Below are 11,441 nucleotides of genomic sequence, written 5' to 3' on the forward strand. Positions count from 1 at the left end.
GGGGACATGCCGGCAGCAGCGCGCGTCGGGGACGTCACGGCGCACGGCGGAACGGTCGCGGGGCCGGGCGTCGCCACGGTCCTGATCGGCGGCGCGCCCGCCGCCGTGGCCGGGGACGTCCACGCGTGCGTCGTGCCCTCCCCGCCGCCCCACCCGCCGGCCACGCCGTTCCCCGCCGGATCGGCGAGCGTGCTCGTCCAGGGCCGCCCGGCCCTGCGCGCCGGCGACTCCTGCGGGTGCGGCGCCGCCGTCCTCGCCGGCAGCCCCACGGTGGTGCTGGGATGACCGCCGCCGACCACCCCCAGGCCGGGCGGGGCTGGGCCTTCCCCCCGCGCTGGCGGCGCCCCGAGGACGAGCCCGCCGGGGTGCCCGCCGTGGCGACGAGCGAGGACGCCCAGCACGTCGAGGAGGCAATGGTCCTGCTGCTGCGCACGATGCTCGGCAGCCGGGTGATGCGCCCGGGCCTCGGCGCCGGCGTGGACCGCTGGGTCTTCGAGCCCCGGACCACGGACGCGTGCCACCGTCTCGCCGACGACGTGCGGCGGGCGCTCGTGCTCGGCGAGCCGCGGGTCGTCGTCGACGCGGTGCAGGCCGTCCCCGCCGGTGAGGCCGAGGACCGGGTGGACGTGACGATCTCCTACCGCATCGACCGGCACCGCCGCCCCACGAGCCTCGTGGTGCCCTTCTACCTGGCCGGTGCGTCGTGAGCCGGACCCCCGCCCAGGTGCTCGCGGCCATGGCCGCGGCCGGGCGGCTCGTGGCCTACGACGACGCCGCCACGTGGGCCGACGTGCTGTTCGGAGCCGGGCCGGACGGCCTGCCGTCCCCGGAGGGGGAGCCAGACCGGGAGCTGCTGGCGGCCCTCGCCGGGGAGTACGCGCTGCTCGACGAGCACGCGGCCACTCTCTCCGCGAGCACGCGCCGGGCCTGGCTCGAGGACGTCCTCGGCATCGGCCGGCTGCCCGCCCTGCCGGACCGGGTCGTCGCCCACGCGAGCGTCGACCCCAAGCTCGCCCCGGCCGTCGTGCCGCGGGGCACGCTGCTGCGCGGCGGCAAGGACGCCGCCGGCAACGAGCGCCGCTACCGGACGCTGGACGCCCTCACCGCCCACGGCGCCGTCCTGACGGGCGTGCGCTCGCTCGTGCCCGGCGGGACGGCCGCGGGCCTGCCGGGGGTCGCCGCGAGCGCCCCGGACTTCCCGCTGCGCCCGGCCGCCGGCCCCGACGCCCCGCACGTGCTGCGGGTGTCCTCCCCGGCCCTGGCCTTCGAGGGCGGGGACCTCGACGCGGTCCTGGCCTTCACCGGCGCCACGGGCGTCGCCGGGCTCGCGGGGGCCGTGTGGCGGTGCTCCCGGGCGGACGGCACGGTCAGCCCCACCCTGACCGGCACCGTGGCCGGCTCCTCGGTCACCGTGACCCTGCCCTCCGGCTGCGGCGCCCCGGAGGGCACGTCGCCGTGGCTCGAGTGCGTGGTCCCGCCGACCGTCCCCGTCCCCGAGGACCTGTCCTTCACCGGCGTGACGGTGCGGATCGCCCGGCGCAGCCCGTACGTCCCGGAGGCGGCGTTCTACAACGACGGCGCCGTGGACGTGACCAAGGAGTTCCAGCCCTACGGCGCGGTCGCCAAGCGCGGGGACGCGTTCTACGTCCGCTCCGACGAGGCGTTCGGCAAGAAGCTCGCGACCGTCGACATCCTGGTGACGATCCTGCAGGAGGGCGGCGCGCCCCTCTCCGCCTCGGCGGGCGGCAGCGGCATCCCGGACCGGATCGCGAAGAAGCTGCAGGACAACCTCCGGCGCATGAGGTCGGCGGCGGGGGAGAAGTATCCCTCGATCGCCGACGAGTGGGAGTCGGTCTACGGCGCGGTGTCGGAGACGAGCACGCCCACGGTGCGCTGGCAGCGGCGGGTCGGCAGCGGATGGACCGACTTCGGGACGGCGTCGAGCAGCTTCGGCACGGTCTCGGCCACGATCGCCGGCTCGGCCGTGGCCTCGGAGCCGTTCGCCGTGTCCGGGCAGGCCGGCCACTACGTCCGGGCGTTCCTGGCCGCCGGGGACTTCGGCTGGACCGCCTACCAGCAGGACGTCGCGGACTTCGCCACCCAGGCCGTGGCCGGCACGACCCCGACGCCGACGATGCCCGTGGTGCCGGTGCCGCCCATCGCCTCGGAGCTCACCGTGCGGTACACGACGTCGCCGGTCGCGGCGAGCCGGGTCGAGGCCCGCAGCGGCTGGCGGCGGCAGGTGCAGCCCGCCACCGGGACGTTCCGGCCCTTCCGCCGGGCCGTCTCGGCGACGGGGGCCCCGGCGATGGTCGCCCTGGGCCTGGACCTCCCGGACGCCGCCGTGGGCTCGAGCGTCTCGCTCTGGTTCGAGATCGACTCCGCCGCGCCCTGCGGCAGCTCGGAGCCCGTGGCCGCGTCCTGGCAGTGGTGGGACGGCTCCGCCTGGGCCGAGCTCGCCGTGGCCGACGGCACGGGCCGGCTGCGCGAGTCCGGTCTGCTCCGCTTCGTCGTCCCCGCCGGATGGCCCCCCGGATGCCCCGACACGGCGGCGGCGACCGGCCGGTGGATCCGTCTCGTCACCGACCAGCCGGACCGCCTCGGCGACGTCCGGGACCTCGTGCTCGACGCGGTCGTGGCCGAGTTCGTCTCCGCCGCGGCGGAGCCCGCGCTGGACCCCAGCTCGGCGACCGCCCTGCCGCCGGGCACCGTGAAGGGCGCGCTGACCCCGATCCGGGGGGTCAAGAAGGTCACCAACGTGGCCTCGGTGCGGGGACGCGGCCCCGAGCAGGACCACGACTACCTCGAGCGCGCCTCCGCCCGGACGCGCCACCGCGGCCGGGCGCTGACGCCGTGGGACTACGAGCAGCTCGTGGCGCTGTCCTTCCCGGAGGTCGCGGCCGTGCTGTGCCTGCCGCACACGGACCGCACGGGCGCCGCCGCCCCGGGCAGCGTCGGGCTCGTGGTCGTCCCCGACCGGCCGCTCGACCCCCGGCCGCGGCCCTCGGTCAGCCTCTCCGGGCGGGTCGTCGACGCCCTCGGACCGCTGAGGCCCATGGGTGCCGCGGTGCACGTGCTGTGCCCCGAGTACGTCCCGGTCACGGTGGTCGCCGAGATCACCCTGCGCCGCGGCATCGCGGCCCTGACCGGCAAGGAGGCCGTGATCTCGGCCCTCGAGGCGGTGCTGCACCCGACCGGGACCACCCCGGTCCGCTGGGGCCGCCCCCTCTACGCGTCCACGCTCGTGGCGTTCCTCGAGCGCCTCCCCGTGGTCGACGTCGTGACGTCCTTCGCGCTGCACGACGCCGGCGGGGCCGCGGTGGAGCAGGTCGCCGTGGACCCGTGCCGGGGCCTGTACTGCTCGGGGACCGACCACCGCCTCACGTGCGAGGAGCAGCTGTGACCACGCCACCCGGAGCACCCATCGCCCGGTTCGTCCCCGAGCCGCCCGACGCCGACTGGGAGACGGTGCGCGCCCGGCTCATGCGGCGGCTCGCGGCCACGGCCGCCCCGGGATGGACCGACCACAACCCGGTGGACCCCGGCGTCACGCTCGCCGAGGTGGCCGCGTTCGGTCTCGCGGACCTGCACTACCGGGTGGCCGAGCGGCGCCTCGACGGCTGGCCCCTCGAGACCCGCGGCTGGGCCGCCGACGCCGACCGGCACTGGCACGCGAGCCTGCCGGCAGGGTCCCTCACCGCGATCGCGAACGCCCTGGCCGCCCCGGGCCCCACCTCCGCCGTGGTCCTCGAGCCCCTGGTGCACGGCTGCGCCTCCGCGGCGGAGGCCGTCGCGCTGCTGTCCCGGGCGCCCTGGTCCGCGGTGCTCTCCGCGCCGCTGCGCCCGGCGGTCGTGGCGCTCATGCGCTCCCGGCTGGTGCGGCGGACCGCCCAGGAGCGGGCCGACGTCGTCGCCGACGCCGTCGCCGCCCACCGCGACCCGGACGACCCGGCGGCCGGCGACGCCCGGGCGGCCGCCGAGCTCGCGTTCTCCCTCCCCCTGTGGGAGGAGGAGATCGCGGCCCTCGTCCGCCGCGAGCGCCGCCGGCTCTCCCGGGAGGCCCTCGCGGCCCGGCTCGAGCAGGTGCGGGCGGCGACCGCCGCCACCGCCCCGGCCGTCCGCGACGCCCTCCTGGCCGACGGCCTGGACCCGGAGGAGGCCCGGATCGCCATGGCGGCGGCCCCGGAGCCGCCCGGCACGGTGCCCGAGGACCTGGAGGACCCGCAGGGGCGCACGGCCGTGTGGCCCCCGCACCCGGTCCAGGCCCTGACGTGCGAGCCCGTCACCGCCGAGGACTACGCGCGGCGGGCCCGCGCCCACCCCCAGGTCGGCCGCGCGTGGGCGGTGCCCGGGCGCCTGCCCGGGGTCGCGTGGAACGGCCTGCCCACCGGGACGCTGAGCTCCGTGGCGGTGGACGAGGACGCCGCCGCCCTGACCCTCGTGGTCGAGCGCGTCGCCGGGACCGGCGGCACGGACGCCTTCCTGCGGGCGGTGCTCCGGGCCGCCGTGGGGCCCGAGGCCGGTGCGCCGTTCCCCGACTGGCGCACCGACCGCGACGACCTCGAGCCGCGCCGGCTCATCGGCGACGAGGTGGGGGCGAGCCTGCTCGAGGACGCCCCGGTCCTGGTCCAGGCGGTCCTCGTCACCGGCGTGGGCACCGACCGGGCCGCCGTCGTCGCCGACGTTAGGGCCCGGCTGAGCGCGTTCTTCGCCGCCGGCCGCCCCGAGGAGACGGTGGCCCGGCCCCCGGCGGGCGTGGACGGGCCGTGGCCGCGCGCCGACCAGCCGCCGGGCGGCTGGCTCCCGGGGCGGCCCGTGCGCTTCAGCGAGGTCGTCGAGGCCGTGGCCGGCAACCCGCTCGTGCACGGCGTGGAGCGGCTGGCGATGAAGGTCCGGGGGGAGGCCGGCTTCGTGCCCCAGTCGGCCGGGCAGCTGCCGATCCCGAAGAACGCGGTGCCGGCGCTCGCGGAGGACGACTGCCTGCGCGTGCGCTTCGCCCTGGCCACGGAGTGCCACGATGCGTAGCCCCGACCACACCCGGCTCTCGGCCCAGCTCCCGGCGGTCTACCAGGAGGACGCCGTCTCCTTCGCGCAGGTCGACGCGTACCTGGGCCTGGCCGACGAGCTCAGCCACGCGGTGGTCGAGCGTCTTGAGGACCTGCTCACCGGGCTGGGCCCCGACGCCGTGCTGCGCTGGCCCACCGACCTGCCCCTGGACGCCGGGGCCGACGCCCTCCTCGACGCCTACCTCGGGGCCTACGACGACGTCGCGGCGTGGGCGGGCTTCGTGTTCCCGGCGAGCTGGACCCGCGACGAGGCCGGCCTCGGGCGGCGCCGCGAGTTCCTGGCCCGGTGCGCCCGCCTGTGGCGGCGCCGCGGCACCCCGCGCGGGTTCCTCAGCTGGTTCTGCCTGTACTTCGGGCTGCCGCCCGCGGGCGCGCCGTACCTGCTCGAGCACTTCACGGCGCCGGGGCCGGGGCTCACGGGCCTGCCGTACACCGCCACGCTGTTCGTGCCCGGCACCCCCGGATTCGACACGTGGGCCCGGCGGGCGGAGGCCGCCGGGTTCGTCCGCCGCTACGCGCCGGCGCACGTGCGCGTCCGGGTCTGCTTTGTGGACCCGGACGTGTTCGAGGACCTCGCGGTGCTGGGCTCGCCCCCGGTGCTCCCCGAGGACCCCACGGCGTCCGACGTCGCGGACTACGCCGCGGCCGTGGAGCAGCAGCAGCGGGACCTCAACGCCCTGCTGTGCTCGGTCGTCTCCGTGGTGAGCCACGAGAGCGGCGTCCACATCCACGAGTGCATCGACGAGGGCCGCAGCGTCGACCGGCTCGACGTCGGGCTCCTCCCGACCGAGCCGGACGAGTAGTCCGAAGGGAAACCAGCGATGTCAGACAACCAGTACCCCGTCTTCGAGGGCGGTCAGACCCTCACCGCGGCGGAGCTCAACGACCTCCGCGCGTTCCTGCACGCGCGCGACCGCCTGGTGGGCCGGATGACGGGCTTCGGCGTCAACTGCGGCCTCGGGGGCACCGTCGCCGGCGCCACCCTGACCGTCCGGCCGGGACTGGCGGTCGACCAGCGCGGGGAGCCGCTCGTCCTGGCGGCCGCCGAGACGATCTCCCTCGCGCCGGTCGCGATGACGCCGTCCTACGACTTCGTCGCCACCGGCCCCGGGGGCTTCAGCGTGGTGCTCGAGGCCACCGACACGGTCGAACCGGCCCCCGAGTGCGGCGAGGAGAACTGCGCCGGGCACGCGGAGCTGCACACCAGGTCCGTGGCCGTGCGCACCGTCGCCGGCCGCGTCACCGGCACCCGGATGGACTTCGCCGCGGACCCGCTGCTCGCGGTGGAGCCCCTCCGCCTGGCCCTCGACTCCACGCCCATCAACTCCTACACCGCCCTCCGGGACGCCGTCGCCACCCGGCTCACCAACGGCACGGCGCCCCTGGCGGACCCCGCCCTCATCGCGAAGCTGCAGGCCACGTCGATCGCCTCCGGGGACTCCGCCGGCATCAAGGGGTACAAGGCGGGCTGGCTGAACATGGTGCTCTTCGCCGCCCTCGACCTGCTGCGGATCGAGGCCCTCGTGCGGCTCTCCTGCGACCGGCCGACGACGACACCGGGCGTGGTGCTGGGCTGGGTGCACCAGGTCGGGTCCGCCTGGGTCTTCGACTGCGCCTACCGGCACGCCTGGGAGCCGCCGCGCGGGCTCACCGACGCCTTCCTGGGCGGAACCTGCACGGACCCCGCCGGCCGGTACCGCGACGAGCTCGAGGCGCTGCTGGCGGGCTACGCGCCGCCGGACCCCGTGCCCTCGGGGACCACCCCGGACCCGGTGGCGTGCCCCAAGGGCTCCATCCTCGTCAAGGGCAGGTGCGTCAACATCTACTACCCGCCGCCCGTGATCCCGGACGACTGGCGGAGACCGTGGGAGTGGGAGTTCGAGCCCCTCGACCCCCTGGGCCCGATCTGGTACCCGCCCGAGGAGCCGCCCTGGAAGGAGCCGTGGCGGATCTACGAGACCGAGCGGTGGGACCGGTTCGAGGACGGCGTCATCGGGGCGACGGACTACATCGGCCGTCCCGGCACCGACGTCAGGAACGTCCTGGAGGGCCACATCACGGACCGGGGCGGCCTCGCCGACGTCCGCGTCCTGGCCCCCGGCGACGCGCAGGCCCTCGAGGGGTACCTGCCCTCGGGCGGGTTCAGCCCCTCGGACACGATCGTGCTGTCCGTGGACTCCGGCGGGACCGTGGTCGCCACCGGCCGGGTCCCCGCCCTGCGCAACACCCGGCTCGTCGGGACCGCCCTCCCCGCGGCGATGGAGGCGGTCGACGCCGCGCAGAAGGCCGCCGGGGAGGTCACCGGGCTCGCCGCGGGCCTCGACGCCCGGATCGAGGAGACGCGGACGGCGCTCGCGGACCTCGGCGGGGACCTCACCGTCCTGCGCCAGGACTTCACCGGCTACAAGGACAGCTTCGACCCCGGATCCTTCGGCACCCGCATCGACACCGTCGAGCAGGGCCTCCAGGACGTCGGCGCGATCCAGGGCCGGATCACGGTCCTCGAGGGCAAGATCGACGTCCTCCAGCGGTTCCCGGGCCGAGGGGGCCTCCGGCCCGACCTCGACGTCCGCACGGCGGGGGTCGACAAGGCCCTGGGCCAGGGCGTCGTGGACTTCGCGGCGACCACGCTCGAGGCGATGCGCACCCTGCCCGCACCCGGGAACCGGAACTTCCAGCGCCACGTCACCGCCGCCGACCGCGCCCGGGAGAAGCTCGCCGAGGCGGTGGGACCCGAGGCGCCCGCCGACGCGACGGCGATCGCGGCGGCCACCCTCGAGGTGCTCGGGGCCCTGCGGACCGCGGTCAAGGCCTCCGGGGTCAGCGAGGACCTCGGCCGCCGGCTCGACGCCCAGCTGCGCGACCTCGGGGGGCTGCTGCCGTGACCGACGTCGCGGTCGACACGCTGCGGCTGCGCGGTCCCGCCGCGCGGCGGCTGGCGCGCGTGGCGGCCACGGTCCTGCCGCGCGCGCTCGAGCGGGCGCTGGCCGACGTCGGCGACGTCGTGGTCGACCGGGTCGTCGTCGCGCTCGACGTCGCCGACCACGACGACGAGACCCTCGCCGTGCTCTGGGCGGACGCCGTCCGGGCCGGTGTGCTCGCCGCGGGGCCCGGCGCCCCCTCCCGCTCCGGGGACCGGGACGGGAGGGGACGGCGCGAGGCGCCGGGCGCCCGTCCGCCGGCCGACCGAGCGCGGGCGGCCCGCGGACGGGCCGATCCCGCGGCCGCGGCCCGGGACTGGCTCGCGAGCCCCGAGCCGGGCCGGCGGCTGCCGCCCGCGCTGCTGGCCCTCGGGGACCCCCGGACCGCCGCCGCCGTCCGGGAGCGTCTGCCCGCCGCCGAGTGGACGCTGCTGCTGCGCCGCCTGGCCGCGGCCCTGGACCTCCCGACGCCCGGCTCCGGCGCCGCGGAGGGTTCCGCCCCCGCGCCCCCCGGTCCGCCCGGGCCCGTGGACCCGGTCCGCGGGGACCCGGTCCGTGGGGACCCGGCGCACGGCCACGCCCGCGGTCCGGCCCGCCCGGAGGGGCAACCCCCGCCCGAGGCCCCGGGGGCCGGCGGCGCCGCCGAGCGCGAGGTCCTGACCCGGCTCGCCCTGCTCGCCGAGCTCGCGGACGAGGACGGCGGCGACCTGCCGCCCGCGGGCCTCACCCGGGCCGCCGGGCTCGTGCTGCTCTACCCCTGGCTCGGCGACCACTGCCGGCGGGCCGAGGACCTGCACCCGGACCTCGACCCCGTCGACGTGCGCGAGGCGGCGCTGGCCGCCGTCGTGGACCCCGACGACCCGGCCGCCGCCGACGACCCGCTCGTGCGGCTGCTGGCCGGGCGGCCCGATCCGCTGCAACCGCTCCGGCGGACCCGCGTGCCCCTGCCCGCCCTCGCTGAGGTGGCCGGTTCCGCGGCCGGCGTGCTCGCCTCCTTCGCGGCGCTGCTGCCCGGCTTCGAGCGCTCGAGCGAGGTCTTCGTGCGGCACTCGTGGATCGCCCGCTCCGGCGTCCTGGACACCGACCGGGACCCGGTGCTGCTCACCGCCGCGACCCACCCGCTGGACGTCCTGCTGCCGCTGCTGCCCTACCCGGTGGGGCTGCTCAAGCTGCCGTGGTCGCCCCCGCTCACCGTGAGGTTCCGGTGAGCGCCCCGGCCGGCGCACCCGCCGCGGAACGGGGAGCAGCAGCACCCGTCGCCGAGCTGCGGGCGGCGCTGGAGCTCCTCGACGCGCTGATCGCCGTGCGCGTGGAGGAGCGCCGCGGCGGGCCGGCGGGCCGCCGCCTCGGCATCGAGGGCGAGGGCGAGGGGCTGCCGCCCCTGCGGCGCTTCGACGGGACGGGACCGCTGGCCGAGGTCATCGCCCTGACCGGGCTGTCGGCGGCGGAGGCCGTGGTGCTCGTGGCCGCGGTCGCCCCCTTCGTGGACGAGCGGTTCGCGGTGCGCTACGGCGGGCTCACCGACCGGCCGGGCGTGGCCGGGCTGACCGGCGAGGTCGCCCGGGCCCTCGTGGCCCGCTCCTTCCGGGGCCGGCTCGACGCCACGGTCCTGCTCTCGGCCCAGGGCCGGCTGCGGTCCCGGGGGCTGCTCGTCCTCGACCCGCCGGACGACCTGTCCGGGGCACTGCGGCCCGACCCGGGGCTGCTCGCCTGGGTGCTGGGGCTGCCACCGGCGGCGCCCACGGCGTCGTCGGACTTCCCCGCCCGGCTGCTCACCACGGTCCACGACCTCGGGGACGTCGTCCTGCCCGCGGCCGCCCGCGCCCGCATCGACGACCTCGCGGCCCGGATCGCCCACCGTGACGTCGTCGTCGAGGACTGGGGCTTCGGCGCCCACCACGACAACGCGTCCGGGCTCATCGCCCTCTTCCACGGCCCCCCGGGGACCGGGAAGACGATGACGGCGGCGGCCCTGGCGGCCTCGGCGGGGCTGCCCGCGTACGTCGTGGATCTCTCCGCGCTCGTGTCCAAGTACATCGGCGAGACCGAGAAGGCCCTGGCCAAGGTCTTCGACCGGGCGGCGCGCGAGCACTGCGTGCTCGTCTTCGACGAGGCGGACGCCGTCTTCGGCGCCCGCACCGAGATCGGCGACGCCCACGACCGCTACGCGAACCAGGAGGTCTCCTACCTGCTGTCGCGGGTCGAGCAGCACCCCGGCGTCGTGGTCCTCACCTCGAACCTGCTCGCCAACATCGACACCGCCTTCCGGCGCCGCATCCACGTCATGGTCGAGTTCCCCGAGCCCGGCCCGGCCGAGCGGGAACGGCTCTGGGCGGCCGTCGCCCCGGAACGGCTCCCGTTGGAGCCCGGCGTCGACCTCACCGGCCTCGCCCGGCGCTACCCCCTGACCGGGGCGCAGATCCGCGACGCCGTGCTGGACGCCGCCTACCTCGCCGCCGCGGACGGCGGCGTCGTCACGGCCGGGCACCTGCTGACCGGCGTGCGCCGCCAGTTCGAGAAGGCGGGACGGACGGTGCCGGCGTGAGCGCCCCCGCGGTCCGGGCCCGCGGGACGGAGACCGCCTCGGCGGGGGCCACGCGCTCGGCCGCCGACCTCGCCGCCGACACCGCCACGGCCGCGCGCGGACCGGACGCGGAGACCGTGCTGCGCTCGGTGCCGCGTGCCCGCGACGGGGCGGGCGTCGTCGAGCTCGGCGCCACGACCGCCGGCGGGCTCGCGGCGGTGCGCGCCGAGTGGGGCGCGGCCGGCGGGGAGGTCCTGCTGAGCGGGCGCGTCCCGTTCGCCGAGCTCCACGGCCGGGCCGGCTTCCGCTCGGACGGCTCCCTCGACGGCACCGTCGCGATGTCCGCCCGGGTGGGGCTCGCCGGCCTGCGTCTCGGGGAGGCCACGTGGACGGTGGAGGGCTGGGACCCGGAGCAGCCCCTGGCCGCGCCCGCCGTCACGCTGCGCGGCGCCGCCCTCGGGGTGGACCTGCGGTCCCTGCCGGCCGAGGCCGTGTGGCGGCCCGCGGAGAACGTCGAGGCCCCCCGCTCCGGCGGGCAGGCCACGATCCGCCTGCCCGGCGGCGCCCTGCCCCCCGGCGAGCCGCTCAGCCCCCGCCTCGCGGAGGTCTACCGGGGGCTCCTCGGCGTCGACCCGTCGCGGCTGCAGATCCACCGGGACGCCTCCCTGGGCGGGGTGCCGGCCTTCGTGACGGACACCGAGCTCTTCCTCGCCCCCGGTCGCTACGGCACCGACGGTCCCGAGGCGCTGCGGGTCCTCGACGCCGCGATCCGCGCCGCGCTGACCGGGCTCTTCGGTCCCGTGATCACCGCCCCGCCCGCGCCGGTGCCCCCGGCCCCGCCGAGCCCGGAGGTCGCACCCCCCGGGGCGGGCGTCGTCCCGGCCCACGTGCCCGGGGCCGCCACCGACGTCGTGGCGGCCGCCGGGCGGC

9 protein-coding genes are annotated in these 11,441 nt (G+C 77.9%); all 9 read left to right on the plus strand.

Features of this window, described 5'->3' with window-relative positions; all coding sequences use genetic code 11:
• The first annotated feature begins 6 nt into the window (after positions 1–6).
• The gene (locus tag ACH9EU_RS00990) at positions 7–285 is read left to right on the plus strand and encodes a PAAR domain-containing protein (RefSeq protein WP_396412060.1); all 279 of its coding nucleotides are present in this window, start codon (positions 7–9) and stop codon (positions 283–285) included.
• Positions 282–707 (plus strand): GPW/gp25 family protein, encoded by a 426-nt coding sequence (locus tag ACH9EU_RS00995; protein WP_396412061.1) that lies wholly within the window; start codon positions 282–284, stop codon positions 705–707. The genes ACH9EU_RS00990 and ACH9EU_RS00995 overlap by 4 nt, the downstream gene beginning before the upstream one ends.
• Positions 704–3,403, plus strand: coding sequence for a baseplate J/gp47 family protein (locus tag ACH9EU_RS01000; protein WP_396412062.1), 2,700 nt, complete (start codon positions 704–706; stop codon positions 3,401–3,403). The genes ACH9EU_RS00995 and ACH9EU_RS01000 overlap by 4 nt, the downstream gene beginning before the upstream one ends.
• A complete protein-coding gene (locus ACH9EU_RS01005; protein ID WP_396412063.1) occupies positions 3,400–5,025 on the plus strand; it encodes a hypothetical protein in 1,626 nt (541 codons plus the stop codon). Before ACH9EU_RS01000 ends, ACH9EU_RS01005 begins: the two co-directional genes overlap by 4 nt.
• A complete protein-coding gene (locus tag ACH9EU_RS01010) occupies positions 5,018–5,869 on the plus strand; it encodes a hypothetical protein (RefSeq protein ID WP_396412064.1) in 852 nt (283 codons plus the stop codon). Before ACH9EU_RS01005 ends, ACH9EU_RS01010 begins: the two co-directional genes overlap by 8 nt.
• Positions 5,870–5,887: 18 nt before the next feature.
• Positions 5,888–7,951 carry a hypothetical protein gene (locus ACH9EU_RS01015; protein WP_396412065.1) on the plus strand — a complete coding sequence of 688 codons (2,064 nt, stop codon included), beginning with the start codon at positions 5,888–5,890 and terminating at the stop codon, positions 7,949–7,951.
• Positions 7,948–9,195, plus strand: coding sequence for a contractile injection system tape measure protein (locus ACH9EU_RS01020; protein ID WP_396412066.1), 1,248 nt, complete (start codon positions 7,948–7,950; stop codon positions 9,193–9,195). Before ACH9EU_RS01015 ends, ACH9EU_RS01020 begins: the two co-directional genes overlap by 4 nt.
• Positions 9,192–10,532: an AAA family ATPase gene (locus ACH9EU_RS01025; protein WP_396412067.1), complete on the plus strand. Its 1,341-nt coding sequence runs from the start codon at positions 9,192–9,194 to the stop codon at positions 10,530–10,532. Before ACH9EU_RS01020 ends, ACH9EU_RS01025 begins: the two co-directional genes overlap by 4 nt.
• Positions 10,529–11,441: hypothetical protein (locus ACH9EU_RS01030; RefSeq protein ID WP_396412068.1), on the plus strand; the 913-nt coding region annotated here is incomplete at its 3' end. The genes ACH9EU_RS01025 and ACH9EU_RS01030, both read left to right, overlap by 4 nt.

This window comes from Kocuria rhizosphaerae (genome assembly GCF_044462265.1).
GTDB classification, from domain to species: domain Bacteria; phylum Actinomycetota; class Actinomycetes; order Actinomycetales; family Micrococcaceae; genus Kocuria; species Kocuria rhizosphaerae.

What these genes read in the sequence shown, in the direction of transcription:
- ACH9EU_RS00990 (WP_396412060.1), top strand. Translation starts at nt 7, where the DNA reads ATGCCGGCAGCAGCGCGCGTCGGGGACGTCACGGCGCACGGCGGAACG.
- ACH9EU_RS00995 (WP_396412061.1), top strand. Translation starts at nt 282, where the DNA reads ATGACCGCCGCCGACCACCCCCAGGCCGGGCGGGGCTGGGCCTTCCCC.
- ACH9EU_RS01010 (WP_396412064.1), top strand. Translation starts at nt 5,018, where the DNA reads ATGCGTAGCCCCGACCACACCCGGCTCTCGGCCCAGCTCCCGGCGGTC.
- ACH9EU_RS01015 (WP_396412065.1), top strand. Translation starts at nt 5,888, where the DNA reads ATGTCAGACAACCAGTACCCCGTCTTCGAGGGCGGTCAGACCCTCACC.